This window comes from Pseudophaeobacter sp., from assembly GCF_048267565.1.
Taxonomy (GTDB): Bacteria; Pseudomonadota; Alphaproteobacteria; order Rhodobacterales; family Rhodobacteraceae; genus Pseudophaeobacter; species Pseudophaeobacter profundi.
Genome location: NZ_JBLWXG010000016.1, coordinates 18,079 through 43,745 on the forward strand (window position 1 = coordinate 18,079; position 25,667 = coordinate 43,745).

Below are 25,667 nucleotides of genomic sequence, written 5' to 3' on the forward strand. Positions count from 1 at the left end.
GGCGCCAGGACAGTGCATCACTTTATCGACAGACGTGCCAACCCAAAGGGCAAAAGCCATGGCAACCGGCAGCGGTTCTTGCGTCGGGCCCGTGAGAACATCAAAGACCGGGTGGACAGATCAGTGCGCGATAAATCCGTCCAGGATGGCAAGGCCGTGCCGGTGGATGGCGAACAGGTGACAATCCCCGCGCGGGGGCTGCAAGAGCCACGTTTCTTCCATGGTTCCAAGGGGGGGAACCGGCGCCATGTGCTGCCGGGCAACAAAGAATTTGTTGTTGGCGATACCCTGCCCAAACCAAATGGCGGCGCGGGGCAAAATGGGCGCCAGGCCTCCGAGGATGGCGAGGGTGAGGATGAGTTCTCCTTTACCCTGACCCAGGATGAATATCTGGAAATCCTGTTTGATGGGCTGGAACTGCCCGACCTGGTTGAAAAATCACTGGTCGAGACAGAGACAATCGGCACGCGCCGGGCCGGGCTGACCACGGTCGGGACGCCCAACAACCTCAACTTGGTGCGCACCATGCGCAATGCGCTGGGCCGCCGCATCGCGCTGCATCGCCCGTCAAGCCGCGCTGAGGAAGAGCTGCAGAGCGAGATTGAAATGCTCGAGGCACTGCCCAATCGCTCTGACGCGCAGGAAGAGCTACTGGCAGAGATGCGCGCCCGGCTGGAGAGCCTGCAGCGCAAGCGCAAGATGGTGGGCTATATCGACCCGATTGATCTGCGGTTTGACACCCATGTACCTGAAAAGATCCGCAAGTCCCGGGCGGTTGTCTTTTGCCTGATGGATGTCTCGGGCTCTATGCAGGACCGTGAAAAAGAATTGGGCAAGCGGTTTTTCCTGCTTTTGCACCTGTTTCTGGCGCGCTGCTATGAACAGACAGAGCTGGTGTTTATCCGCCATACCCACCACGCCCAGGAGGTGGACGAAGAGACCTTCTTTTATGCCCGTGAGACCGGCGGCACCATTGTGTCTACCGCGCTGGACAAGATGCGCGAAATCATCTCCGACCGCTATCCGCCGCAAGAGTGGAATATCTATGGCGCCCAGGTCTCGGACGGAGAGAATTTTGGCAATGATTCCGTGCGCTGCAAAAAACTGCTGCTCGAGGACCTGCTGCCCGTCTGCCAGTATTACGCCTATATGGAGGTGGTTGAAGAAGACGCCGAGGATCTGTTGCAAGATCTGTCCGCCGGGGATGACCTGTGGCAAAATTACCGGGCAGTCAAAGACCAGACCGAGCATTTTGCAATGCAGCGGGTCGCCCATGCGGCACATATCTACCCAATTTTCAGAGAGTTCTTTTTACCACGGCTGAAAGGAGGCCAGAATGCCTGAAGCAAAGTCAGGCTCCAAACTGCTGTTTGAGGGGCCAGAATGGAGCTTTGCGCTGCTGGAAAAGGCCCGCGATGCCATTGAGGAAATCGCGCTGAATGATCTGGGGCTGAACCTCTATCAAAACCAGATCGAAATCATCTCGTCGGAACAGATGCTGGATGCCTATTCCTGCGTCGGGCTGCCGCTGATGTATCAGCATTGGTCTTTCGGTAAGCATTTTGCCCGCGATGAGGCGCTGTATCGCACCGGTCGTCAGGGGCTTGCCTATGAGATCGTGATCAACTCCAACCCCTGCATCAGCTATAATATGGAAGAAAACACCATGGCGATGCAGGTGCTCGTCATGGCGCATGCGGCCTTTGGCCATAACCATTTTTTCAAGAACAACTATCTGTTTCTGCAATGGACAGATGCCGATGGCATTCAGGATTACCTGGCCTTTGCCAAGAACTATATCGCTGCCTGCGAAGAACGCTATGGGATTGATGCCGTTGAGGAAATTCTTGATGCCGGGCATGCCTTGCAAACCCAGGGGGTGTTTCGCTATGGCCGTCCGCCCAAGCCGACCTCGCAAGAGCTGGCGGCGATGCAACGCGTGCGCGATGGCTATGCCGGCAGTCGCAGTCTGCTCGATATCTGGACCGATGCCACCCTGGGGCACGACAGTGCAGAGACACCTAAGGATGCGCCCCAGGCGGCGCGCCGCAAGAACATGAACTTGCCGCAGGAGAACATCCTGTATTTCTTGGAAAAGCACAGCCCCGTCCTGGAACCCTGGCAGCGTGAATTGCTGCGGATCGTGCGAATGCTGGCGCAGTATTTCTATCCGCAAAAGCAAACCAAGGTGATGAATGAGGGCTGCGCCACCTTTGTACACTATTACATCATTAATGAGCTTTTCAGTCAGGGGCGCCTGTCGGAAGGTGCTTATCTGGAGATGATGCACAGCCATACCAATGTGGTGTTGCAGCCTGACTTTGACGATCCGCGCTATAGCGGCATCAACCCCTATGCACTGGGCTTTGCCATGATGATGGATATCCGGCGCATCTGCGAAGAGCCAACAGAAGAAGACCGCGACTGGTTTCCAGATATCGCCGGTCATGACGACTGGCGCCATGTGTTGCGCCACGCCTGGGCCAACTACCGCGACGAAAGCTTTATCCAGCAGTTTCTATCGCCGCATTTGATGCGTAAATTCAAGCTGTTCACCCTTGTGGATGACGCCTCGCAAAAAGATCTGGTGGTCAGCCATATTCACAATCGTGCCGGTTACAAGGCGATGCGCCAGGCCCTGGCGCAGCAATATAATCTGGCCTATTTGGAACCCGATATTCAGGTCACCGATGCGGATCTGAGCGGCGACCGACGCTTGATTTTGACCCATACGGTACGCGATGGCATTCACCTGGATGAGGCCAATAAAGATGAAGTGTTGAAACACCTGCGCCGTCTCTGGGGCTATGAGGTTACGCTGGACGCGGTCGAAACCCTGATTGAGAGTTAAAGCAGCACATCATCCCGGCGGGTAGGTTTTGTGCAGCTCATCAATCACATAAGGGGGCTGATGCGGCTGCGGTCCCGATGCGCTATCGGTGCGCAGGGCGGTCACTGTCAGATGCGGATGATCCGGCGCCAGGTCCGGATGCCGATGGGGGCCGCGTGCCTAGCATCATGCTGGGGCGCTTGATGGACAAGGGTGTTTTCAAATTGGATAAAATATTCTAACTGGTCTTTGCGTGGCCACCCCACTGGCGGTTTTGCCAGTTCGGGGCACCCGATCCTGTGTCCTGCCTATCTTATTCAACATCCGGAGACCCTTGATGACCGCTTCTCTTGCCGAGTACCGCCAGTTGGCCAAATCCATGTCGGTTGATGCACTGGCCCTGGTGCCGGGGCCGAACTTCACCCGCGCGCTTGGGCAAGATTTCATGAGCCACGAACGCCCATTCGTGCTGGTGATCCCCGCAGAAGGCAAGCCTGCGGCCCTGCTGCCCAACCTGGAACTGGGCTCTTGGGGGCAGCTGGGTTTTGATGGTGCGGTTTTTGATTGGCGCGACCAGACCGGCTATCAGACGGCCTTTGCCGATCTTGCGGCGCATCTGCCGATCAAGCGGCTTGCGGTCGAGGGGCAGGTGATGCGGGTGTTTGTCCACCACGCTTTGATGCAGGCCACTCCGGGGCTGGAAATCATCGACGCCGAGCGTGAAATTTCCGGGCTGCGGATGGTCAAGACAGAGACGGATGTCGCGGCGCTGCAACGGGCAATTGATCTTTCAGAACGCGCCCTGGCGCAGGTGCTGGAAACCGTTCAGGTCGGGCAGAGCGAAAAGCAGATCGAAAGCCGCCTGATCCAGGCCCTGTTCGCTGAAGGCGCCGATGCGCTGTCCTTTCCGCCGATTGTGGTGGCTGGCGATAATGCGGCGCGTCCCCACGGCCATGCCCGCGAGGATTACAAAATCCAGCCCGGTGATGCGCTTCTGTTTGATTTTGGCGGCCGCAAGGACGGATTCTGCGCCGATATCACCCGCACGGTTTTTGTTGCAGAGGTCAGCGAGAAAGGCCGCGCGGTCTATGATACAGTGCTGGCGGCCAATATGGCCGGGCTGGCGGCAACCCGTGCCGGGGTCACTGCGCATCAGATTGACGATGTGGTGACAGGGGTGTTGGAGGCCTCTGATTTTGCAGAGCATATCCGCACCAAAACCGGACACGGATTGGGCCGTGACGTGCATGAGGCCCCCTATATCATGCGGGGCAACCACCAAGTTCTGCCTGCCGGAACCGTCTATACCAACGAGCCGGGGCTATACCTGTCGGGAGAGCTTGGCGTACGCATCGAAGACGACGTCTTGATTACCCAAGAGGGCTGCCAAGTCCTGACCCAGTTCCCCAAGGAACTGTTGGTGGTCGGCGGCTGAACGCCCGGGACCAAGGCTGAACCAACAAAAAAGGCGCAGTCCCGATATGGGCTGCGCCTTTCTGGTTTATCTTCAGGTCTGTGCTGCGATCAGAATTCGACAACCGCGCGAATGGATTTGCCCGCGTGCATCAGCTCAAAGCCTTCGTTGATCTGATCCAGCGTCAGCTTGTGGGTGATCATCGGGTCGATCTCGATCTTGCCATCCATGTACCAATCGACAATCTTAGGCACATCGGTACGTCCCGAAGCGCCGCCAAAGGCGGTGCCGCGCCAGCTGCGCCCTGTGACCAGCTGGAAAGGGCGGGTAGAGATCTCGGCGCCGGCCGGGGCCACCCCGATGATGATGCTTTCGCCCCAGCCCTTGTGCGCCGCTTCCAGTGCGGTGCGCATCACGTTCACATTGCCAGTGGCGTCAAAGGTGTAATCAGCGCCGCCGCCGGTCAGCTCGACCAGATGCGCCACGAGATCGCCGCTCACCTCTGCTGGGTTGACAAAATCGGTCATGCCAAAATGCGTTGCCATCTCGACCTTGCCGGGGTTGAGGTCAACACCGACGATCTGGTCGGCACCGGCCAGCCGCAGCCCCTGGATCACATTCAGGCCAATGCCGCCCAGGCCAAAGACAATCGCGGTCGAACCGATTTCTACTTTGGCAGTATTGATCACCGCGCCGATACCGGTGGTGACACCGCAGCCGATGTAGCAGATCTTGTCAAAGGGGGCGTCCTTGCGCACCTTGGCCAGCGCGATTTCGGGCACCACGGTGTGGTTGGCGAATGTCGAACAGCCCATGTAGTGATGAATGGGCGTGCCATCCAGCATCGAAAACCGGGTAGATCCATCTGGCAGCAGGCCCGCGCCCTGGGTGGTGCGGATCGACTGGCAGAGGTTGGTCTTGGGGTTCAGGCAGTACTCGCATTCGCGGCATTCTGGCGTGTAGAGCGGGATCACGTGATCACCGACTTCCAGGCTGGTGACGCCTTCGCCCACTTCGATCACAATGCCGGCCCCCTCATGGCCCAGAATGGCAGGGAAAATCCCCTCGGGGTCATCGCCGGAGCGGGTGAATTCATCGGTGTGACACAGGCCGGTGGCCTTGATTTCCACCAGCACTTCACCGGCCTTGGGGCCTTCCAGGTTCACTTCCATCACTTCGAGCGGTTTGCCCGGAGCGACAGCAACGGCGGCACGCGTGCGCATCATGTGTTTGATCCTTCGTTTGTATTGTCTGACCCTGCACCCATGGGCGCCAGGATCATTTGGAGCCGTGTTCACCCTGGTTTGTGGCAGCGCGCTGCCGCGCCCGCAAGGATCGCTGCGTCTAGCGTTACATTCGCCAAACTCAACAGGCAAGGGTGGGGCGAGCCTAACTTTCTTCGGCAGGCAGGCAGATCCCAAATGCGACCAATAATGCTGAATTTTGGTCAAGAAGGCCTTGACCTTCCCTTGACTGGAAGCCCCATATGAGGGGCAGATGATCAAAACCTCTGGATTGACGAGAATGGCATATCAGAAAATTTCACTGCAAATATCAGGGCTTACCTGTGGAGGCTGCGTTGGTCGAGCCGAGGCAGCCCTGCGCGGGGTCGAGGGCATCAAGGCGGCCTCGGTCAATCTGGCAACGAGTAAGGCGCAGGTTGAGGCCGCCGCCGGTCTACCGATGGCGGATATTGTTGCGGCGCTGAATCGTGCCGGCTACCCGGCAGAGGTCTCGCATCTGAGCCTAGACATCGCCGGGCTCAGCTGTGCCTCTTGTGTTGGCCGTGCCGAGGCCGCCTTGCAGGCGGTGCCAGGGGTGATCCTGGCGCAGGTCAATCTGGCAAACGAACGGGCAGAGGTAGACTATCTGTCAGGCATGGTCAGCGCCGCGCAGTTGAGCGAGGCAAGCGCCAATGCGGGTTATCCGGCGCATCGGCGCGCTGATGTAGACAGCCAGGACCAAGAGGCCCAGGTGCAGCAGCGCAAGGCGGATGAACAGCTGCGTCTGCAACGTCAGTTGCTGATTGCTGGCATCCTTACTCTGCCGGTCTTTGTGATCGAGATGGGCGGCCATATGGTGCCGGGTCTGCATCACTGGGTGATGGCCAATATCGGCCAGTTCAACAGCTATTTGCTGCAGTTCGTGCTGGCCACGGCGGTATTGGCGGGGCCGGGGCGACAGTTTTACAGCCTCGGCATTCCGGCCCTGTTGCGCGGTGCGCCGGATATGAATGCGCTGGTGGCGCTGGGCACGGCGGCGGCCTATGGGTTTTCGGTCATTTCCACCTTTTCCCCCGGCTTGCTGCCCGCAGGGACAGCGCATGTCTACTATGAGGCCGCCTGTGTGATCGTGGTGCTGATCCTTACCGGTCGCCTGCTAGAGGCACGCGCCAAGGGGCGCACCGGAGCGGCCATTCGCAAGCTTGTCAGCCTGCAGCCCAAAACCGCCGAGGTCATGCGCGGCGATCAACTGGTGGAAACCCCGGTTGACGACATCGTGGCGGGGGACGTGATCCGGGTGCGGCCCGGCGGGCGGATCGCGGTGGATGGGGAGGTCATATCCGGCCAGTCCTATGTCGATGAAAGCATGCTCAGTGGTGAACCTGTACCCGTTGAAAAAACTGTAGGGGCTGTTGTCTCGGCCGGGACGGTGAACGGCGCGGCGGCGCTAGACTACCGCGCCACCCATATTGGCCGGGATACCGCCCTGGCACAGATCATCCAGATGGTAGAGCAGGCACAGGGGGCCAAGCTGCCGGTGCAGGGGCTGGTGGATCGCATCACCCTGTGGTTTGTGCCTGCCGTGATACTGGTGGCTGCGCTGACAGTGCTGGCCTGGATGTTGCTTGGGCCGGCCCCGGCCTTGCCGCTGGCGCTGGTTGCCGGGGTCTCGGTGCTGATCATTGCCTGCCCCTGTGCCATGGGGCTGGCAACGCCCACCTCCATCATGGTTGGCATTGGCCGTGCAGCGCAGCTTGGGGTGCTGTTTCGCAAAGGTGATGCGTTGCAACGGCTGCAATCGGTGCAGGTGGTGGCGCTGGACAAGACGGGCACCCTGACCAAAGGCCATCCCGCGCTGACACAGTTTGCCGCCAGCGACGGCTTTGGGCGTGATGCGGTGATGCGCCTTGTCGGTGCCGCCGAGGCGCAGTCGGAACATCCCATCGCCCGCGCCCTGGTGGCCGCGGCCGGCAGTGACCTGCCCCAGGCCGAAGCGGTCGAGGCCATTCCGGGCTATGGTCTGCGCGCCAAGGTCGAAGGGCGGCAGGTTTTGGTCGGCACCGCCCGTCTGATGCAGCGCGAAGGCATTGAGGCTGCGGCGCTTGTGGCGGCGGCGGCCCCCTGGGCTAAGGCAGGTGAGACACCTTTCTATGTCGCCATCGACGGCACCGCCGCCGCCGCGCTGGCGGTTGCCGACCCGATCAAGCCCGGCAGCCCCGAGGCGATCCTGGCCTTGCAGGCGCAGGGGGTGAAGGTGGCGATGATCACTGGCGACGCCGAGGCCACGGCCCAGGCTATTGCGGCCCGCCTGAACATTGATTTGGTGCGCGCCGAATGCCTGCCCGGCGACAAGGTCACCGCCCTGGAGGCGCTGCAGGCAGAATATGGTACCCTGGCCTTTGTCGGGGATGGGTTGAACGATGCCCCCGCGCTGGCTGCAGCAGATGTGGGGCTTGCCATCGGCACTGGCACCGATGTGGCGATCGAGGCCGCAGATGTGGTGCTGGTCTCGGGGGATCTGCGCGGTGTGGTGAACGCGATGACGGTGAGCCGTGCCACCCTGCGCAATATCCGCCAGAACCTGGTCTGGGCCTTTGGATACAACATCCTGCTGGTGCCGGTAGCGGCCGGGGCGCTTTATCCCTTTGGCGGCTGGCTGCTGTCACCTGGTCTTGCGGCGGGGGCCATGGCGCTGTCCAGCGTCTTTGTGCTGACCAATGCGCTGCGCTTGCATCGGCTGAAATCCAGCTTAGATGAAGAGGCAGGGCGGCCCGGCGTGGGTGATGCCACGTCTCGCCCGGCGCAACAGGCTGCGACAACAGGAGGTCAGCATGAATATCGGTGACGTTTCAACCCGTTCGGGCCTGCCGGCCAAGACCATTCGCTATTATGAAGACATCGGTCTGATCAAGCCGCACCGCAGTGAGAATGGTTATCGATGCTTTGTCGAGGCAGACCTGCATAAGCTGGCCTTTCTGGGGCGGGCTCGGGCGCTGGGCTTCACCATCGAAGAATGCCGCCTGTTGATGGCGCTCTATGAAGATGAGAGCCGTGCCAGCGGTGACGTCAAGCAGTTGGCGTTGGAACATCTGCGCAAGATCGAAACCAAGATCGCCGATTTGCAGGCGATGCGGGAAACCCTGACCGAACTGGTCCAGTGCTGCGCCGGCGACAACCGCCCGGATTGTCCAATCCTGAAAGATCTGGCAGGCCAGACAGACCTACCCGAACAGGGGGTAAAGGCCTAGGCGCTCCCATTGGTGCAGATATGCGTGCAGTGGTCGCACATGAAGAAACAGGCAGGCCCGTTCGGGACCTGCCTGTTTTATTCCGAGTGCTCGGAATTAGGCGGGGCGCAGCCCCAGAATGTCACGGGCTTGCTGCCAGCTGGCGACGGGGCGTTCGTACTTGTCGCAAAGCTCTGCCGCGCGCTGCACCAGCGCGGCATTCGACGGTGCCAGGGTTTCGCGGTTCAGGCGCAGGTTATCTTCCAGCCCGGTGCGGGTATGACCACCCGCCGCGATGGCCCATTCATTGATCTGGATCTGGCCGGGGCCGATGCCAGCGCCGCACCACTGGGCATCGGGTGCTAGGCGTTCTACTGTTTTTATATAAAAATCAAAGGTTTCTTTGTCGACCGGCATCGCATTTTTCACGCCCATGACAAACTGAACATAGAGATTGCCATTGATCCGCCCGTCAGCGTTCATCTTCACGGCCTGGTGAATGTGGGACAGATCAAAGGCTTCGATCTCGGGTTTGACGTCATAGTTGCGCATCTCACTGGCCAGCCAGTCCACCAGCTCTGGCGGGTTTTCATAGACGCGGGTGGGGAAGTTGTTGGATCCGACCGAAAGCGAGGCCATATCGGGGCGCAGCGACAGCATGCCACCACGTTCCTGGCCCGCGCCCGAGCGCCCACCGGTTGAAAGTTGCACGATCATGCCGGGGCAGTGCTTGTTAAGCCCTTCCAGCAGCAGGCCAAATTTCTCGGGGTCCGAGGTTGGACTTTGGTCGTCGTTACGCACATGGCAATGGGCAATGGAGGCCCCGGCCTCAAAAGCTTCCTGGGTGCTTTCGATCTGTTCCGCAATGGTCACGGGCACTGCCGGGTTGTGTTCCTTGCGCGGAACGGACCCGGTGATGGCAACGCAGATGATACAGGGCTTGCCCTGGGGGGAGGTGGTCATGCTTGCTCTCTCCGTTAGATATCAAAAAAGACGGTTTCGTCATCGCCCTGCAGGCAGATGTCAAAACGGTATACGGTCTGGCCGTTGCGCTCGCTGCGTTTTGCGACCAGGGTTTTGCGGCGTTTTTCCCACTCAACCAGATTGATCACCGGGTCGGCGGCGTTTGCCTCGGCCTCGTCGTCGAAATATAGTCGGGTGTTGAGCCCGACATTGATGCCGCGCGCCACGATCCACAGGTTGATATGCGGGGCCATCATCTGGCCATTGCGCCCCATCAGCGCGCCGGGTTTCACGGTGTCAAATGCCCATTCACCGGTTTCAAAATCGGTGATGACACGTCCCCAGCCGCGAAAGCCTGTCTCGACCGTTTCGTGCCCGGCATGTTCTGGGTGCGGGTAAATGCCATCGGCATTGGCCTGCCAAACCTCTAGCAGCACATCCTTGACGGGCGAGCCGATGCCATCAATGACCAGACCTTCCACCCGGATACGTTCGCCCTTGGCATTGGGGCCGGCGATGTCCTGGCCCAATTCCTGGTCGTAGATTTCAAATCCGGCGGCACCCGGGGCCAGGCCGATATGCACATATGGACCGGCAGTTTGCGATGGGGTCTCTTTCAGGTAATCGCTTTGCTGTGGCATCAGTTCCCCTCCAGGCGGTTTTCAAACAGGGTCGAGCGGCGGCCGCGCAGCACGATGTCGAATTTATAGGCGATGGTATCCAGCGGAATGGTGGCATTCATATCCAGCCGCGCAATCAATTGATCAATGGCCGCCGGATCGGGGATGGTAGCCACAATCGGGCAGGTCTTGATCAGCGGATCGCCTTCAAAATAGAGCTGGGTAATCAGGCGCTGGGCAAAGCCAGAACCAAAGATCGAGACATGGATATGCGCGGGGCGCCAGTCATTGACCCAGTTGCGCCAGGGATAGGCTCCGGGTTTTACGGTGCGAAAATAATAGTAGCCGTTCTCATCCGTCATGGTCCGGCCACAGCCGCCAAAATTGGGGTCAATCGCGCCCAGATAGGCGTCCTTTTTGTGGCGATAGCGGCCACTGGCATTGGCCTGCCAGATCTCGACTAGGGTATTGGGAACGGGGCGGGCGTTTTCATCCAGCACACGGCCATGCACGATGATGCGTTCGCCAATCGGGCTCTGGTCGGGCTGGGCGTAGTTGGACAGCAGATCATTGTCGATCGGCGTGATATCCGAATGGCCAAAGCGCGGCCCGGTGATTTCGCTGGCGGTGTTTTCCAGACTGATCAGCGCCAGCTTGGGGGAACGTGCCACCGAGGTTTTATAATCCGTGGCATAGGCGGGCGGGTGCCAGCGCCGGTCGCGTTGGTAGAACTCACCCTGTTTTTGGGGGGCTTTGGTCATGTTGGGGTCTCCTCCTCAGGGCTTTGGGCGGCGGCTTCAGCCTCCATTTCCGCATAGGTCTGTTTCGCCAGTTTCAGGGCATGGTTGGCGCGGGGGACACCCGCATAGATCGCCACATGCTGAAAGGCCTCGATCACATCGGTGCGGCTGGCCCCGGTGCGGGCGGTAGCACGAATGTGCATGGGGATTTCATCAAAATTCCCCAGCGCCGCCAAGAGTGCCAGTGTCAGCATGGAACGTTCGCGTTGGGCAATGCCTTGCGAGGCCCAGACAGTGCCCCAGGCGCTCTCGGTGATGAGCGCCTGAAAGGCGGTGTCCATCTCCGTTTTGGCGGCCTCGGCGCGATCCACATGGGCCGTGCCCAGAACTGCGCGGCGGGTGGCCATGCCCTGATCATATCGTGTGCTGCTCATTTACGGTCTCATCTGCTGTTGCGGGGCTATGGCAGTATCGCATATCAAAAATGAACGGTATAATGCGAAATTTAGCATGGTTGCATTCCGAGGGTGATATGCGTCTTTCTTCTCAGCTTAAACTGCGCCACCTGGAAGTCTTTGTCGAAGTGGCCCGCCAGGCCAGCGTGACCCAGGCGGCAGAGGCCCTGGGCCTGACCCAGCCCGCTGTGACCCGTGCCCTGCGTGAACTGGAGGCGGTCTGCGGCAAGCCGCTGGTGGAGCGGCACGGGCGCGGCATTCGCTTGTCGCCCTATGGCGACATGTTTCGCCATCACGCTGGGCGCAGCCTGGCACTGGCCCGCGATGGGGTCGCCATGTTGCAGGGATTAGAGGCGGCAGAGGGGGCGCGGCTGTCCATCGGGGCGCTGCCCACGGCCTGTGCCAGCCTGGTGCCGGACGCCCTGGCACAGCTGGGGGCGGGCAGCGGGCGAAGCCGGTTTTCGGTTGCAACTGGTGACAATCACACGCTGCTGGATCAGCTACGCCGGGGGGATCTGGATCTGGTTGTGGGTCGTTTGCCGGCACCTGACCGTATGATGGGTATTGATTTCGAACCTTTGTTTCACGAACCCGTGGCGGTGGTGGTGGCTGCAGGTCACCCGCTGGCTGGCCGGGCGCAGCTGCCGCTGGGGGCCTTGCAGACGCATCCGGTTTTGATGCCGCCGCCGGGGGCGATCATTCGCTCGCTGGTGGACCATATGTTTCTGGAACAGGGGTTGCTGATGCCGCAGGCCCCTATCGAGACGGTCTCACCCAGCTTTGGCCGCCGCTTTGTACTGGAACACGGGGCCATCTGGATCATCAGCCAGGGGGTGGTGCGCAGTGATCTGGCCGCCGGGGTGATGCAAGAGCTGCCGATTGATACCGCCATCACCCAGGGGCCGGTGGGCCTGTGTATTCGCAGCGAGCATCAACTGTCGGGTCTGGGGGCGCAGTTTTGCGCCAGTTTGCGGCGGTTGTGTTCTGGGTTGGCGCAGCCACAGACAGGGATCTGAGCCGAGATCTGAGCCGGGACCTGACCCTAGGCGCGCAGGCTGGCCAGGGCCATGCTGCTGACATCGCGGGCAATGGTGTCAATGAATTGCTGTGAGGCACCGCGTTCGGGGCGGAACCAAAACACCGGAGAATTGAGGATCAGCAATAACCCGGCCACCGCCACTGTCAGGTTGCGCGGTTCAAAGCTGCCCTCGCGGATCCCACGGGCCAGCTCGTTGCGAAACAGCATCTCATATTGGCGTTGCCCGCAGCGCAGCTTTTCTTGCAGGTCGCGCTCGACCTCGCTTACGGCTTTGGGGCTTGTTCCGGCATAGGTTTGCAGGATGACCTTGTGATAGGGCAGCGAGTTCAACACCTCGTAGACGTGACACCGTGCCATCTGTTCCAGCAGGGTTGCGGCAGGCAGGCTTGGGTCGATCACCTGTGCCACTGCACGATGGGTGAAGCGCGCCGCCCGCAGCTGCACCGCCGCAAGCAGGGCACCTTTTGACGGGAAGTGGTGATAGATCCGCCCCTTGGTCGATCCCAGCTGGGCTGCAATATCATCCACCGAGGCCCGGTCGGTGCCCAGCGTCATGAAACATTGGGCAGCTGCATCCAGAATCTCGCTCTTGGAGGTGCTGATCTGTTCTAACATGGCCTCTGCCTGCCGTTCGGGGTGGGACACTGCTGGAATACAGCTCTGCCTAGGCGGGGCTTTATCAGACCCGCTTGGCGAGAGGCAATCCCGGCAGTGGTGCTAAAATACCATAGCCCAGGCGGACGGGCCAGGGGGCGGATATGCGTAGCCAGAAGCCACTCCGCGCCCTGGCGAAGCAGTGCCAAAGACCTGATAGAAACGATCACCTATAGGCGCGGCCAGAGGGTGCTTGGCAGGCCAGTTTGAGAATCAGCCTAAGGGGTGTCTGGCATCAAAAATAGGCGGTTTTTCAGCATTTGACGCAGGGTCTCGCCGATTGACAGGTGAAAAACATACTCAGTAGTCTGTTTTTAGACGCTTGGGATTCCGCGGCTTGAGGAGGCAGCGCGCAAACCCACAAAAGAAGGCGCTAAGGCCCGGATATGACCGGGCGAGGAACCGTTCTTTAGGAACGGGGGGAGGAAAATTTGGAAGTATTGCAGCTCTTGGTCAGTGGGCTTGCGAATGGCTGTGTCTACGGCCTGATCGCGCTTGGATTCGTGCTGATCTACAAAGCCACCGAAGCGGTGAATTTCGCCCAGGGTGATTTCATGATGATCGGGGCCTTTGTCAGCCTTGGTCTGACCAATGCGGAATATATGGATCTGCCGTTCTGGATTGCCGCGCCGCTGGCGATTTCGATCATGGCGGTTTTTGGCTACCTGCTGGACCTGTTTGTCCTGCGCCATCTCTTTGGCCAGAGCCAGACGGCGGTGGTTATCCTGACAATTGCCATGGGCTTCGTGTTGCGTTTTGTTGCCGGGTTGATCTGGGGGCATGAGCCGCAGACGCTGGAAAGTCCGCTGGCGCTGGGGGATTTGCAACTTGGCGGTGTGGTGCTGGGCATGGCGGATGTGGCCATTATTATCGTCACCTTCCTGATGACCTTTTTCCTGTATCAGTTCTTTCAGCGTACCAAGCTGGGCTTGGCGATGCAGGCTGCAAGTCAGAATCAGATGGCGGCCTATTTCATGGGCATCCCGGTGAAACGGGTGCAGGGGCTGGTCTGGGGGCTGTCCGGCGCCACGGCTGCGGTTGCGGGCATTCTGTTTGCTTCCAAGGGGGCGATTGATCCCAATGCCGGGCTTTTGGGGATTAAGGCCTTTGCCGCGGCAGTGATTGGCGGCTTTGGCTCGCTTCCCGGTGCCCTAGCCGGTGGCCTTATCGTCGGGGTCATTGAACCCTTTGCTGCACGCTATCTTGCTGCAGGATATTCACAAATTGCGCCCTATGCGCTGTTGCTGGCCGTGCTGGTCTTCAGGCCTCATGGTCTGTTCAGCCAGGTCCGCGTGAAGAAGGTGTAAGCCAATGCGGATTCATTTCAAAACATCCTATGCGCATGACATCCGACTGTTTCCTGATCGCTGGACCCTATCGATTTATGGCTCACTGCTGGTGCTGGCCTTTGCGCTGCCCTACCTGCTGGACGAGTTCTTTCTGGGCGAGGTCACCAATGTGTTGATATGGGCCATCGCAGGCCTGGGGCTGATGCTGCTTACGGGGCAGACCGGACAGGCCAGCCTGGGTCACGCGGCCTTTCTGGCAATCGGCTGCTACGCCAATACCATCCTGATCGAGCAGGGCGTGCCCTTCATTATTGCCTTTCCGCTGGCGGGGATCCTAACCGGGCTGATCGGCGTGATCATTGCTATTCCGGTACTGCGGTTGCACGGGATCTATCTGGCAATTGCCACCATTGCCTTGTCGGTTCTGGCTGATGACATCATCGTGCTGACCGAACATTGGAGCGGCGGTGTTTCTGGCAAGTTCCCGGAAATGATCACCATCTTTGGCTTTGAGATCGAGCGCTGGTCGATGCCATCACGGTTCTACTACCTTGTTCTGGTTGTCACCATCATCTGCACCCTGTTTTACCGCAACTTGCTGCGCTCCCCCCTGGGGCGTGCCTTTGCGGCGGTGCGTGACAGCGAGGTTTCGGCCACTGCCATGGGCGTGCATATTGCCCGCACCAAGGGCAAGGCCTTTGGTCTCTCCTGCATGATCACCGGCTGGGCCGGCGCCTTGATGGGCTATTACGCGGGCACCTTCAACAACGAGACCTTCAGCCTGGTGATTTCCATCACCCTGTTGATGATGATCGTGATTGGCGGGCTTGGCTCTATCCACGGGGCGTTCTTTGGCGCCGTGGTTGTCGCCTTTCTGCCGCAGGCGCTGTCGATCCTGAAGGACAACGTTGTGGGCAGTGGTGTCGCCATTCCTGGGCTGGAAACCGGTGTATTTGGTATGATCCTGATCCTGTTCATCCTGTTTGAACCGATGGGGATCTACGGGCGGTGGCTGAAAATCCGCACCTGGTTTGAGCTGTTCCCATTTGCGCGCAAGGACATGTTCCGCCGCCAGAAATCCTACCTGAAGACGGAGCGCCTGAGATGAGCCTATTGGAAATCAAAAATGCCACGCTCAAGTTTGGCGGTGTGGTTGCGGTCAACGATCTCAGCTTCTCTGTTGAAGAGGGGGAAGTCTACGCCATCGTCGGGCCAAACGGGGCGGGGAAATCCACAGCCTTTAACCTGATCTCGCGCTTCTATGAGCCTTTTGCCGGCACATTCACCTTTGACGGCAACAACCTGCTCGACCGCGAGGCCGATCAGGTGGCTGACCTGGGAATTGCCCGGACCTTTCAGAATATCGAGCTGTTTGAACATGCCACCGTGTTGCAAAACCTGCTGGTCGGGCGGCACCGCCATCGCAAGACCACGCTGCTGGAAGAGATGTTCTTTACCCCCCGCGTGCGGCGTGAAGAAGAGCGCCACCGCGAGGCGGTGGAAGAGGTGATCGATTTTCTTGATCTGCAACCCTATCGCAACAAAATGATTGCCGGGCTGCCATATGGGGTCCGCAAGGTGGTTGAGCTGGGGCGTGCGCTTGCCTCAAAACCGCGCCTGCTTTTGCTGGATGAGCCCGCTTCGGGCCTGTCAGTCGAGGAAACCCAGGATATGCGCTGGTGGATTGATGATATTCGCAAACAGATGGGGATCACCGTTTTGATGGTGGAACATGACATGGGGCTGGTTTCGGGCGTGTCTGACCGGGTGCTGGCCCTGGCGGATGGCGCCAAACTGGCCGAGGGCACCCCAGCAGAAGTGCAGGCCGACCCGGCGGTCATCGAGGCCTATCTGGGTGCGGGGGCTGTGTGATGAGTGAACCTTTGCTGGAAATCAAAAACCTCGAGAGTTTTTATGGCCCCATCATGGCCATTCGCGGCGTTTCGCTGAAAGTGGACAAGGGCCAGATCGTCACTGTTTTAGGGGCCAATGGCGCGGGAAAATCGACGCTGTTGAAAACCATCTCGGGCATCATGGATCCCGAAAAGGGGCAGGTGCTGTTCAACGGCAAGCCCATTCAGGGGCAAGAGCCGCATCGCATCGTCGAACATGGCATCGTGCATGTGCCAGAAGGGCGTGAGGTTTTTCCACTGCTTACCGTGGATGAAAACCTGAGCCTGGGCGCCTATACCCGTTCTGACAAGGCCGAGATAGAGCGCGATCGTGAGATGGTCTTTGAGTATTTCCCGATCCTCGCGGAACGGCGCAACCAGGAGGCAGGCACGCTGTCGGGCGGTCAGCAGCAGATGTTGGCCATCGGACGCGGGCTGATGCTACGGCCGCAGATCATGCTGCTGGATGAGCCGAGCCTGGGGCTGTCGCCGCTGTTGGTGCAGGAAATCTTTGCCATCCTGCGCCGTCTGAATGCCGAAGCACATGTGACCATGATGCTGGTGGAGCAAAACGCGCGTATCGCGCTGGATCTGGCGGACGTGGGCTATGTGATGGAAATCGGCCGGATCGTGATGGATGGATCGGCGGACCGGTTGATGGAAAGCGAGGACATCAAATCCTTCTACCTTGGCCACCAAGAAGAGGGCCAGCGCGGTGAAAAGCGCTGGAAACGCAAGAAGACATGGCGCTAGGAGGCGGAGAGATGAATATGCAAGTCGTCAAACAGACCGGACCTGCCCAGATTGAAATCAATGGCGTCTCTTACAACGCGGAACCGGGGCAACGCCCGGTTCTGGTGGATGGCTGCGATACGGTGCCAAAACTGTTCCAGGCCCGCTGCATGGCGCTGCAAGAGCGCACGGCCCACCGTGAAAAAGACATGGGGATCTGGAAATCCTATTCCTGGTCCACCTATTGGCAGCAGGCGAAATGGATTGGCCTTGGGCTGGTCTCTCTGGGGCTGAAACGCGGCGAAGTGGTGTCGATCCTTAGCGAAGATCGCCGTGAATGGCTGTATACCGACATGGGGGTGCAGGGGGTCGGCGGCATTGCCTCGGGCGTCTATACCACCGATTCCGCATCGCAGCTGTCCTATCTGGTCAATGACAGCGAAAGCCGGTTCCTGTTTGTCGAAAATGACGAACAGTTGGATAAATACCTCGAAGTTGCCGCAGAGATGCCCAGCCTGCTCAAGGTGATTATCTATGATCGCGACGGTCTGCATGGTCTGGACCGGGATAAATGCCTGTTTCTCGAAGATCTCTGCGCATTGGGGCAGGCCTATGAAGCCCAGCATCCAGGTGCCTTTGAGGCAGGAATTGCCGAATCCAAACCCGAAGACACTGCCATGCTGATCTATACCTCTGGCACCACGGGCATGCCCAAGGGCGCGATGCTGGGGCATGAAAACGTGCTGGCCTCGATGGAATCTGGCGCGCGCGGCCTGGCTGTGAACCCGGATGATGAACAGCTGTGTTTTTTGCCGCTGTGCCATATTCTGGAGCGCAATGTCTCGGTCTATTTTCCGCTTGCGGCCTCTAGCACCGTGAATTTTGCTGAAAGCCCAGAGACGGTTTTTGACAATATGCAAGAGGTCTCTCCCGCGACGTTTTTTGCGGTGCCACGGGTCTGGGAAAAGATCTATTCCCGCGTTCTGGTTATGGCGCAAGAGGCAACGCCGATGGGGCGCTGGGCGTTCCAGCGCGCCATCAAGGCAGGGCAGGCGCGGGCCAAATATGTGATGTATGGCAAACAACCCCCGGCTGGGGTGGCGGCGCGCTATGCCTTTTGGGATTTCATGGTGCTGCGCAACCTGCGCCGGATGCTGGGCATGGACCGGATGCGGCGGGGCGGCACAGGGGCGGCACCAATCTCGCCCGAGTTGCTGAACTGGTACTGGTCGATTGGGGTGCCACTGATCGAAGGTTACGGCATGACCGAAAACGCCGGGATTGCCACCATCAACACGCTGGAGAAAAACCTCCCCGGCACCGTTGGCTGCGCCCTGCCGGGGATTGAGCTGCGGATCGCCGAGGATGGTGAAATTCAGACCCTTGGGTTGAACAATTTTCAGGGCTACTGGCGCAATAACGAAAAGACCGCCGAAACCTTCACTGCCGACGGCTGGTTACGCACGGGCGATGTTGGCCGGATTGATGATGCGGGTTACCTGACCATCACCGGCCGGATCAAGGATATCATCATCACGGCGGGCGGCAAGAACATCACCCCGGCCGAAATCGAGAGCCGGTTGAAGTTCAGCCACTATATTTCGGATGCGGTTGTGATCGGGGACAAGCGCAAATACCTGACCTGTCTGATCATGATCGATCAGGAAAACGTTGAAAAATTTGCCCAAGACCGGAAGATACCCTTTAGTGACTTTGCGTCGCTCTGTGCCGCCCCTGAAGTGGTGCAGCAGATCGGCCAAGAGGTGGAGGCGGTCAATCGGGATTTTGCCCGAGTGGAACAGATCAAGGATTTCCGCCTGATCAATGTTCTGTTGACCGCAGAGGATGACGAGTTGACGGCGACAATGAAATTGAAACGCAGTTTTGTGGAGAAGAAGCATAAGGCACTGATCGACGACATGTATTGACGGTGCGAAGCAAACGCGCCGCGAATCAATCCAGGGAGGAAATGGAAATGAAGACACTAACATCCAAAGTGATGGCGGGGACCTTGATGGCGGGCGCTCTGGCGCTTGGCGCGGGCTCTGCTGTTCAGGCCGAAAGCCAGGGCGTCAGCGACAGCGAGGTGGTGTTCGGCTCGGTCAATGACCTCAGCGGCATCTTTGCGGCGGTCGGGGTTCCCGCCACCAATGGTGCCAATATGCGCTTTGCCGAGGTCAATGCCGCAGGCGGTGTGCATGGGCGCCAGATCCGCTTTGTGGTTGAAGACAACGGCTATCAGATCCCGCGCGCGATGCAGGGTTACAACAAGCTTTTGAACCGCGACAAGGTCTTTGGCATGTTGCTGTCGTTGGGCACGCCAATGAATACTGCCGGTTTTAAATTGCTGGATCCAAAGGGTATTCCCAACATCGGGCCCCTGTCTGCGGCGCGTCAGATGCTGCAGGACCCTGTCGATAACAAATTCATCGGCTTTTCCAGCTACTATGATCAGGTGGATGCCGGGGTGACCTATCTGGCTGGCGAATTCGACGCCAAGGAAATCTGTTCGATGTATATTCCATCGGATTTTGGCAAGGAAATTCAGGAAAGCGCCAAGGCCACGACTGAAAAGCTGGGCCTGAACTATGCTGCTGAAACCAGCCATAAACCGGATGAACTGGATTTTGTCGGCTCGCTGACCAAGCTGAAGGCCGCGGGCTGTGACGTCATTGCCATGGCGCTGGGTGTGCGTCAGGGTATCACTGTTGTTGGCACCGCCAAAAAGCTGGGCTGGACCGACGTCAAATTCCTCAACACATCTGCAGGTTTCCTGGATGTTGTCGCCGCCGTTCCTGGTGGCGTGACAGAGGGGCTCTATGCTGCGGCGGGCTGGGTTGACCTGATCGCGCGCGCGGAAGACGAGGCCCCTGCCAAGTTCATCGCGGATTATGATGCGATGTTTGGCCAGCCAGCAAGCGGCTTTGCCATGCTTGGCTATTCGGCTGCGGATACCGTGGTGCGCGCGCTGGAAGCGGCAGGTCCCGATCTGACGCAGGAAGCCTTTATCAAGGGTATGGAAACGCTCGAGTATTTCGACGAGCTGACCGATACTGCGATCTCCTACAGTGCCGATGATCACCGTGGTGCTGATGACATCGTGATTTCGGTTGTCGAAGGCGGCAAGTGGAAAGAGCTGAGCCGCGAGTAAGGCGCGTACCAGCTAGCCGTTCCCCGCGCTAGATTGCGGGGCTGACATAAGACAAGGCCCGGTTTGCCACAGGCACGCCGGGCTTTTTTTATGTGCTATTGCGCAGCAGGTTCGGCTTGGGCGTGTTGATGTTGCGTTGAAATAAGATGCAATCTCATATAAATTCGCATGTAAGAATGTATTTTAACGTTGGAAGGCGCGGAAAACCAAATGGGAAAAGATATGACAGTGAACCGGCGCGACGTCATGACTGGTTTGGCGACGGGTTTGGCCACGGGGCTCCTGTTGCCCGCGCAGGGTTGGGCAACAGCAGGGGCAGCGGATCTTACCATTGGGGACATGCAGGTGCAGACCCTGTCGGATGGCCATCTGGTGCTGCCGCGTGCGATGCTGTTTGCCGGGCTGGAACCCGCCGCAGTGGACCAGATCCTGCAGGCCAAGGGGATCGGGGCAGGTCCCATTGAGCCGCCGATCAATGTCACCCTGCTGCGGGATGCCAACCGGGTGGTGCTGTTTGATACCGGGGCTGGCCCCAGTTTCCAGGCGTCTGCCGGGCGTCTGCTCGCGGCGCTGGAAACCGCAGGTCTGTCCCCCGAAGAGGTGACCCATGTTGTCTTTACCCATTGCCACCCGGATCATCTTTGGGGGGTGCTGGATGATTTTGACGATCCATTGTTTTCCAATGCCGAATATCTGATGGGCAGGGTTGAATGGGATTATTGGTTTGACCCCAATACTGCGTCGACCATTTCCGAGGAGCGGGCCTCAATGGCGGTAGGGGCGCGCCGCCGGATGCAGATCGTGGCAGAACGCACCACCCGGTTTGAAGATGGCCAAGAGATCTTGCCAGGTATCGAAGCCCAGGCCAGCTATGGCCACACACCTGGGCATATGTGCTTCGCTCTGCGCTCATCAGGAGAGAGCCTGCTGATTGGAGGGGATGCCATCGGCAACCACCACGTCAGCTTTGCTGAACCGGGCTGGCCCATCGGCACCGACCAAGACACAGAGCAGGCGGCAAAGTCGCGTTTAAGGCTGTTGGATATGCTAGCACATGACCAAATGCGCTTGATTGGAGCCCATCTGCCGCAGGGTGGTATTGGCCGGGTTGAACTGCTGGGCAGCGGCTTTCAATTCATTCCCGATGCGGTGAATTGATTGGGCTATCACCGGATGTTCCTGGGGGATCTGTTGTCTCTGACCTGTATATCTAAATGAATTAATTAATTTAGTGTTTTGATCCTGATTTTTGCCTTTTATCTTTAATTTTCTGGCGAATTGGGGTGAGGCATTTTTTCCAGAAAAATGGGATGTAGCAGCAGGCCGCGGCAGTATTTCTGGCCGTCGATTTACCAAAGGCAGGCGTGGGAACAGCCGCGTTCACAGGCCTTTGGTCGAAACTTGCGCTACTGTGTCTCGCAGACTGCGCCTGCTTGCATGCAGAAAAAGGTCAACCATAGCGCCATATTTCATGAGGGAATCATGCCACTTTGCATGGGGGACAGGGCGGCAACGGTGTCATTCGACTCACCTGGTCGCAATACGCACGTGTCGTTTTTTGATTGAAAGGGCTGTTTGGCGCAGAAAACACCTCATCAAAGTGAATTTTTTCCAATAGTGGGAGGGACTGACGTAGGTCATTGAATATGCATAATTTAGCATCATCGATTGCACTGTTACGTGTTCCCGTTTTGGTCTGAGAACGTCTCTCTCAATTCATTTGATGGTGATTACTATTTACAATTTAAGGGAGAATTGCTGTACTTTAATTATACTTTAGTGTTGTCTGGTGGGTGTTTCATGAGTGTTTTGCTGCGTGTCGGTCAATTTGGTGCCTTTAGTGTCGCTCTGGGCGACGGAACACCAATCCCTTTGGGTGCTAAACATCAGGCACTTCTGGCTTTGCTCTGTACTGCGGATACCGGGGTACGCACCCGGGCCTTTCTGGAGCAAGCCCTGTGGAGTCTGGCGCAGCCAGAGCAGGCCAAGGCCAGCCTGCGCACCGCTTTGTCGACACTGCGCCGCCACCTCGGCGCAGAGGCCGCAGCCCTGCTTAGCGCGAACCGCGAAAGGGTCATCCTGGATTTGAATGGTGTTGCCTTTGAGGATGGCACTGGCGATGCCGAATTCATGGAGGGATTTGAACTGCCCCATGAGGCGAATTTTGCCCGCTGGTTGCAGCAGATCCGGCATGATACGCTGCGCAGCCAGGCGCGCCGGGGCCAGGTGCCGCTGCAGGAACGGCGCCTGCGGCCCGAACCACTGTTGCCGCTGATCGCTGTCTTGCCCTTTGTGCAATTGGCACCTGGAGAGGACACCTCGCCGCTGGGCTCTCTCATAGCAGAGGAATTGTCGCGCAGTCTGGCGCGCAGCCAGGCCTTTACCGTGACCTCTTATCTGGCCTCGCGGCAGTTTGATGCGACCCGGGTGCGCCCCTCTGAGGTCTCTGCCGTTGCCGGAGTGAAATATTTGGTATCGGGGTCGGTGCGGGCCAATGGCCAAGTGGTGGCCGCCGAGATCGAATTGCATGACGCAGAGCGTGAGCAGGTGATCTGGTCGCGCCATTTTGAGGGCCCCTTGCCGGATTTGATGACGGGCCGCAGCGAGGCACTCTGCGAGGCGACGCGGCAGATTGGCCAGACGCTGATCGGGGAGGCCGTGCGCATTGCGGGGTTCAAGCCGCTTCCCAGTCTGGAAGGGCATATGCTTTTGATGGCGGCAATTTCGATGATGCAAGAAATGACGCCGGAACGTTTCAGCCGCGCGCGTGAGGTGCTGAAGGTTCTGCTGGAGCGTGACCCAAAACACCCGCTGGTTCTGACCTGGATTGGGTTCTGGCATGTGTTGCGGGTGCAAAAAGGCTTCTCCAGCGACCGTCAAATGGATGCGGGGCTTGCCAATCAATTCGCCGGTGCTGCCCTGGAATCCGATCCTTCTTTTTCGCTCGCCCATACCTTGAAAGGCGCGATTTCCAGCCATCTTCTGTTTGATTTTGAGCAGGCACAAGAATCCTACGATCTGGCCCTGAAGGATAACCCGAACGAGGCACTGGCGATTTTGCTGAAAGGTGCCACCTGGGCCTATCAGGGGCACCCGATTGAGGCGGTGGAACTGACCGATGCGGCGCGCCGCCTATCGCCACTTGGGCCGCAGAAGTATTATTTCGACTCGGTATCGGCATTTGCCAATCTTTCGGCGCATAACTACGACCGCGCGCTGGCTTTGGCTGATCGTTCGTTGCAGGCCAATGCGGCCTATCCCGCCAGCCTGCGTACCAAGGTGATTGCGTTGCAACTGGCCGGTCGATCTGGCGAGGCGCGCGCCGCAGTGCAAAACCTCTTGGCGGCCTCTCCCAGTTTTAACCTGACGCAGTATAGTAGTGAACACCCCGGTGCGGCTGCGCAGGGGGGGGGCGCCTGGGCAGATGCGCTCAAACAAGCGGGCGTTCCGGCCTGATCTTTCGCGACCTCTTGTGATCGTCGCCGCGGCGCAGTCTCGATGCGGGGCAGGGGACCGGGTGAAATCCCCATCTTGGCCCTGTCTTTCCGGCTGTCGCCCTGTATTCTGCGCCCAATCCTGCAAATAGCGGATTGCCTGTCGCTGCGACCTGCGGTCCGCTTTTGAACGGGGCAGACAAGACAAAACACAAGGAAATTACCACTATGAAAGCTATCACCTACCGCGCCTTTGGGCCCGCCGCCGAGGTTTTGCAGTTGGAAGAACTGCCCACCCCGAGCCCTGATCACGGCGAGGTTCTGGTCGAGGTTTCCTTTACCGGGGTGAACCCTTCGGATGTGAAAACCCGCACGCGTGGTCAGCCCGGTCTCACTGGCTTTCCCTGGGAATATATCATTCCACATAGTGACGGTTCCGGGGTGATCTCGGCTGTGGGCGACGGTGTGCCTAGCAGTCGTATCGGAGAGCGCGTCTGGATCTGGAACGGCCAGTTCCGCCGCGCCTGTGGCACTGCGGCGCAACAAATCACCCTGCCAGCCGCGCAGGCCGTGCCGCTGCCCGATAATGTCAGCTTGGAAGCAGGCGCAGTGCTTGGCATTCCGGGGCTGACCGCCTGTCACGCAGTTTTTGGTCAGGGCGATGTCACGGGTAAAACAGTGCTGGTACAGGGCGGGGCGGGGACCGTAGGTATTCTGGCCGTCCAGCTTGCCAAATGGGGCGGCGCACGGGTCATTGCGACCTGTGGTGCCCAGGGCAGCGACCGCGCGCGGCGCGCGGGCGCCGATACGGTGCTGGACTACCGCGCCGAGGACCTCGGGGATCAGGTTCTGACTGCAAATGATGGCAACCCCGTCGATTTGATTGTCGAAGTCGAGCTCGGCTGCAACATCGACACGGATGCCCAGGTGATCGCAGAAAACGGTCGCATCGCCGCCTATGGATCGGCCCGCGAGATGTCGCCCAAGCTGCCCTTCATGCCGCTGCTCTTCAAGGCTGTGACGGTGGATATCATTTTGGTTTACCTGCTGAGCACAGCTGAACGCGACAGGGCGATCCGACGTCTCAATGATGCGCTAGAGGCCGAGGCGCTGAAGTTTGATATCCAAAAGGTCTACGATATTTCAGAGGTTTGCGCTGCACATCAGGCGGTAGAGGCTGGCGCGCGCGAGGGCGCTGTCCTGATCCGCCTCAACGATAGCTAGGGCGTTTACGCCTGTTTTCGGGGGGCGAATGAGGGTGGGGAGAAAAAGTTTTGTTTTTTTCTTCAAATCCCCTTGCGCCCCCCCCAAACTCGCACTAGAACGCCGCTCACTGATGGGGTGTGGCCAAGTGGTAAGGCAACAGTTTTTGGTACTGAAGATCGTAGGTTCGAATCCTACCACCCCAGCCAGTACTTTCCAGCCATAGACGTAAGAGCTACGAAGCCCGAACCGGCCCCAATCGCCCCGGATTTCTTTGGAATTCAGTAAGCCCCCACCACCAGCCTCCATCGCGCTCCACCACCCGCCAGAGCTCTCCAGCAGCCCTACGCTGACGCTCCAACGGCCCCAGTTCTGCCCCTGCAACGGCCCCAGAACCGTCAACCCGTCGACCAAGCCGATGATCGGAATCGAAAGGCTAGGTTTCCTACCACCCCAGCCAGTACTTTCCAGCCATAGACGTAAGAGCTACGAAGCCCGAACCGGCCCCAATCGCCCCGGATTTCGGCCCCAGTGTTTTGGGTCGTCTGGGTGGCGCTGACGAGGCTCTGGGTGATGTACTTGCCCCCCTGCAGAGCTGGCCTCCCCAAGTTGGAGAGACCGCTGACGTTGTGCCTGAGTATAGTGGGGCAGAGGGATAAGTAATGGAAGCGAAGGGAAGAAACGGGAAGAGCCCCTGAGACTACCCGGTTCCCCCATCATGTTCCCCCACTCCCAGATCCTAGATACGCAAACCTCTCGTTGAAGCACCGCTGACGCCTCTCGTAGGCGGGGCAGCTGGGG

21 protein-coding genes and 1 tRNA gene are annotated in these 25,667 nt (G+C 59.0%); 16 read left to right on the forward strand and 6 right to left on the reverse strand.

Translation table 11 applies throughout. The features are described from left to right. The first annotated feature begins 12 nt into the window (after positions 1-12). The 3 genes from ACN0VH_RS19720 (at position 13) to ACN0VH_RS19730 (ending at position 4,265) form a co-directional block, all read left to right on the forward strand. Positions 13-1,344, forward strand: coding sequence for a YeaH/YhbH family protein (locus ACN0VH_RS19720; protein WP_278924402.1), 1,332 nt, complete (start codon positions 13-15; stop codon positions 1,342-1,344). Next, entirely contained in the window at positions 1,337-2,851 is a 1,515-nt protein-coding gene (locus ACN0VH_RS19725) for a SpoVR family protein (protein ID WP_278924403.1), read from the forward strand. The genes ACN0VH_RS19720 and ACN0VH_RS19725 overlap by 8 nt, the downstream gene beginning before the upstream one ends. 316 nt (positions 2,852-3,167) lie before the next feature. Continuing rightward, on the forward strand, positions 3,168-4,265 hold the full coding sequence (locus ACN0VH_RS19730; RefSeq protein WP_417702184.1) for a M24 family metallopeptidase: 1,098 nt from the start codon (positions 3,168-3,170) through the stop codon (positions 4,263-4,265). A gap of 89 nt (positions 4,266-4,354) precedes the next feature. Here the strand turns inward: ACN0VH_RS19730 and ACN0VH_RS19735 are convergent, their stop codons facing one another. Then, on the reverse strand, positions 4,355-5,467 hold the full coding sequence (locus ACN0VH_RS19735; protein ID WP_232405706.1) for an S-(hydroxymethyl)glutathione dehydrogenase/class III alcohol dehydrogenase: 1,113 nt from the start codon (positions 5,465-5,467) through the stop codon (positions 4,355-4,357). A 301-nt stretch (positions 5,468-5,768) separates the two neighbouring features. Between ACN0VH_RS19735 and ACN0VH_RS19740 the strand changes: the two genes are divergently transcribed. Further along, the gene (locus tag ACN0VH_RS19740; RefSeq protein ID WP_417702186.1) at positions 5,769-8,312 is read left to right on the forward strand and encodes a heavy metal translocating P-type ATPase; all 2,544 of its coding nucleotides are present in this window, start codon (positions 5,769-5,771) and stop codon (positions 8,310-8,312) included. Next, positions 8,299-8,715, forward strand: a complete 417-nt coding sequence (gene cueR, locus ACN0VH_RS19745) for a Cu(I)-responsive transcriptional regulator (protein ID WP_278924406.1) — start codon at positions 8,299-8,301, stop codon at positions 8,713-8,715. The genes ACN0VH_RS19740 and cueR overlap by 14 nt, the downstream gene beginning before the upstream one ends. Before the next feature lie 96 nt (positions 8,716-8,811). On the opposite strand, the gene ACN0VH_RS19750 is transcribed toward cueR, so the two are convergent. The 4 genes from ACN0VH_RS19750 to pcaC are packed head-to-tail and all read right to left on the reverse strand — an operon-like array spanning position 8,812 to position 11,451. Then, complete coding sequence (locus ACN0VH_RS19750; RefSeq protein WP_278924407.1) at positions 8,812-9,657, reverse strand: 3-oxoadipate:acetyl-CoA acetyltransferase; 846 nt, start codon at positions 9,655-9,657, stop codon at positions 8,812-8,814. Between the two features lie 14 nt (positions 9,658-9,671). Further along, a complete protein-coding gene (gene pcaG, locus ACN0VH_RS19755; RefSeq protein ID WP_417702189.1) occupies positions 9,672-10,298 on the reverse strand; it encodes a protocatechuate 3,4-dioxygenase subunit alpha in 627 nt (208 codons plus the stop codon). After that, entirely contained in the window at positions 10,298-11,038 is a 741-nt protein-coding gene (gene pcaH / locus ACN0VH_RS19760; RefSeq protein WP_278924409.1) for a protocatechuate 3,4-dioxygenase subunit beta, read from the reverse strand. Before pcaH ends, pcaG begins: the two co-directional genes overlap by 1 nt. After that, positions 11,035-11,451: a 4-carboxymuconolactone decarboxylase gene (pcaC, locus tag ACN0VH_RS19765; RefSeq protein ID WP_278924410.1), complete on the reverse strand. Its 417-nt coding sequence runs from the start codon at positions 11,449-11,451 to the stop codon at positions 11,035-11,037. The genes pcaH and pcaC overlap by 4 nt, the downstream gene beginning before the upstream one ends. 62 nt (positions 11,452-11,513) lie before the next feature. On the opposite strand from pcaC, the gene pcaQ reads away from it, so the two are divergent. After that, the gene (gene pcaQ / locus ACN0VH_RS19770; RefSeq protein WP_417702191.1) at positions 11,514-12,488 is read left to right on the forward strand and encodes a pca operon transcription factor PcaQ; all 975 of its coding nucleotides are present in this window, start codon (positions 11,514-11,516) and stop codon (positions 12,486-12,488) included. Positions 12,489-12,514: 26 nt separating this feature from the next. Here the strand turns inward: pcaQ and ACN0VH_RS19775 are convergent, their stop codons facing one another. Continuing rightward, on the reverse strand, positions 12,515-13,126 hold the full coding sequence (locus ACN0VH_RS19775; RefSeq protein WP_417702193.1) for a TetR/AcrR family transcriptional regulator: 612 nt from the start codon (positions 13,124-13,126) through the stop codon (positions 12,515-12,517). A gap of 470 nt (positions 13,127-13,596) precedes the next feature. On the opposite strand from ACN0VH_RS19775, the gene ACN0VH_RS19780 reads away from it, so the two are divergent. The 10 genes from ACN0VH_RS19780 to ACN0VH_RS19825 all read left to right on the forward strand — a co-directional run bounded on the left by ACN0VH_RS19780 (position 13,597) and on the right by ACN0VH_RS19825 (position 25,075). Beyond that, entirely contained in the window at positions 13,597-14,472 is an 876-nt protein-coding gene (locus ACN0VH_RS19780; protein WP_278924412.1) for a branched-chain amino acid ABC transporter permease, read from the forward strand. 4 nt (positions 14,473-14,476) lie between these two features. Continuing rightward, positions 14,477-15,562, forward strand: coding sequence for a branched-chain amino acid ABC transporter permease (locus ACN0VH_RS19785; RefSeq protein WP_278924413.1), 1,086 nt, complete (start codon positions 14,477-14,479; stop codon positions 15,560-15,562). Beyond that, positions 15,559-16,326 (forward strand): ABC transporter ATP-binding protein, encoded by a 768-nt coding sequence (locus ACN0VH_RS19790; RefSeq protein WP_417702195.1) that lies wholly within the window; start codon positions 15,559-15,561, stop codon positions 16,324-16,326. The genes ACN0VH_RS19785 and ACN0VH_RS19790 overlap by 4 nt, the downstream gene beginning before the upstream one ends. Further along, positions 16,326-17,099: an ABC transporter ATP-binding protein gene (locus tag ACN0VH_RS19795; protein ID WP_278924415.1), complete on the forward strand. Its 774-nt coding sequence runs from the start codon at positions 16,326-16,328 to the stop codon at positions 17,097-17,099. The genes ACN0VH_RS19790 and ACN0VH_RS19795 overlap by 1 nt, the downstream gene beginning before the upstream one ends. Before the next feature lie 11 nt (positions 17,100-17,110). Then, the gene (locus tag ACN0VH_RS19800; protein WP_278924416.1) at positions 17,111-19,006 is read left to right on the forward strand and encodes an AMP-dependent synthetase/ligase; all 1,896 of its coding nucleotides are present in this window, start codon (positions 17,111-17,113) and stop codon (positions 19,004-19,006) included. A 47-nt stretch (positions 19,007-19,053) separates the two neighbouring features. After that, the gene (locus ACN0VH_RS19805) at positions 19,054-20,229 is read left to right on the forward strand and encodes an ABC transporter substrate-binding protein (RefSeq protein WP_417702198.1); all 1,176 of its coding nucleotides are present in this window, start codon (positions 19,054-19,056) and stop codon (positions 20,227-20,229) included. 210 nt (positions 20,230-20,439) lie between these two features. After that, on the forward strand, positions 20,440-21,387 hold the full coding sequence (locus tag ACN0VH_RS19810) for an MBL fold metallo-hydrolase (protein ID WP_417702200.1): 948 nt from the start codon (positions 20,440-20,442) through the stop codon (positions 21,385-21,387). Positions 21,388-22,029: 642 nt separating this feature from the next. Next, positions 22,030-23,685, forward strand: a complete 1,656-nt coding sequence (locus ACN0VH_RS19815; protein WP_417702202.1) for a transcriptional regulator — start codon at positions 22,030-22,032, stop codon at positions 23,683-23,685. A gap of 206 nt (positions 23,686-23,891) precedes the next feature. Continuing rightward, on the forward strand, positions 23,892-24,887 hold the full coding sequence (locus ACN0VH_RS19820) for an NADPH:quinone reductase (protein WP_417702203.1): 996 nt from the start codon (positions 23,892-23,894) through the stop codon (positions 24,885-24,887). Between the two features lie 113 nt (positions 24,888-25,000). Continuing rightward, a tRNA-Gln gene (locus tag ACN0VH_RS19825) sits at positions 25,001-25,075 on the forward strand. The last annotated feature ends 592 nt before the right edge of the window (positions 25,076-25,667 follow it).

Coding starts and splice junctions, on each gene's coding strand:
- ACN0VH_RS19725 (WP_278924403.1), top strand. CDS start 1,337: ATGCCTGAAGCAAAGTCAGGCTCCAAACTGCTGTTTGAGGGGCCAGAA.
- ACN0VH_RS19730 (WP_417702184.1), top strand. CDS start 3,168: ATGACCGCTTCTCTTGCCGAGTACCGCCAGTTGGCCAAATCCATGTCG.
- ACN0VH_RS19735 (WP_232405706.1), bottom strand. CDS start 5,467: ATGCGCACGCGTGCCGCCGTTGCTGTCGCTCCGGGCAAACCGCTCGAA.
- ACN0VH_RS19740 (WP_417702186.1), top strand. CDS start 5,769: ATGGCATATCAGAAAATTTCACTGCAAATATCAGGGCTTACCTGTGGA.
- cueR (WP_278924406.1), top strand. CDS start 8,299: ATGAATATCGGTGACGTTTCAACCCGTTCGGGCCTGCCGGCCAAGACC.
- ACN0VH_RS19750 (WP_278924407.1), bottom strand. CDS start 9,657: ATGACCACCTCCCCCCAGGGCAAGCCCTGTATCATCTGCGTTGCCATC.
- pcaG (WP_417702189.1), bottom strand. CDS start 10,298: ATGCCACAGCAAAGCGATTACCTGAAAGAGACCCCATCGCAAACTGCC.
- pcaH (WP_278924409.1), bottom strand. CDS start 11,038: ATGACCAAAGCCCCCCAAAAACAGGGTGAGTTCTACCAACGCGACCGG.
- pcaC (WP_278924410.1), bottom strand. CDS start 11,451: ATGAGCAGCACACGATATGATCAGGGCATGGCCACCCGCCGCGCAGTT.
- pcaQ (WP_417702191.1), top strand. CDS start 11,514: ATGCGAAATTTAGCATGGTTGCATTCCGAGGGTGATATGCGTCTTTCT.
- ACN0VH_RS19775 (WP_417702193.1), bottom strand. CDS start 13,126: ATGTTAGAACAGATCAGCACCTCCAAGAGCGAGATTCTGGATGCAGCT.
- ACN0VH_RS19785 (WP_278924413.1), top strand. CDS start 14,477: ATGCGGATTCATTTCAAAACATCCTATGCGCATGACATCCGACTGTTT.
- ACN0VH_RS19790 (WP_417702195.1), top strand. CDS start 15,559: ATGAGCCTATTGGAAATCAAAAATGCCACGCTCAAGTTTGGCGGTGTG.
- ACN0VH_RS19795 (WP_278924415.1), top strand. CDS start 16,326: ATGAGTGAACCTTTGCTGGAAATCAAAAACCTCGAGAGTTTTTATGGC.
- ACN0VH_RS19800 (WP_278924416.1), top strand. CDS start 17,111: ATGAATATGCAAGTCGTCAAACAGACCGGACCTGCCCAGATTGAAATC.
- ACN0VH_RS19805 (WP_417702198.1), top strand. CDS start 19,054: ATGAAGACACTAACATCCAAAGTGATGGCGGGGACCTTGATGGCGGGC.
- ACN0VH_RS19810 (WP_417702200.1), top strand. CDS start 20,440: ATGGGAAAAGATATGACAGTGAACCGGCGCGACGTCATGACTGGTTTG.
- ACN0VH_RS19815 (WP_417702202.1), top strand. CDS start 22,030: ATGAGTGTTTTGCTGCGTGTCGGTCAATTTGGTGCCTTTAGTGTCGCT.
- ACN0VH_RS19820 (WP_417702203.1), top strand. CDS start 23,892: ATGAAAGCTATCACCTACCGCGCCTTTGGGCCCGCCGCCGAGGTTTTG.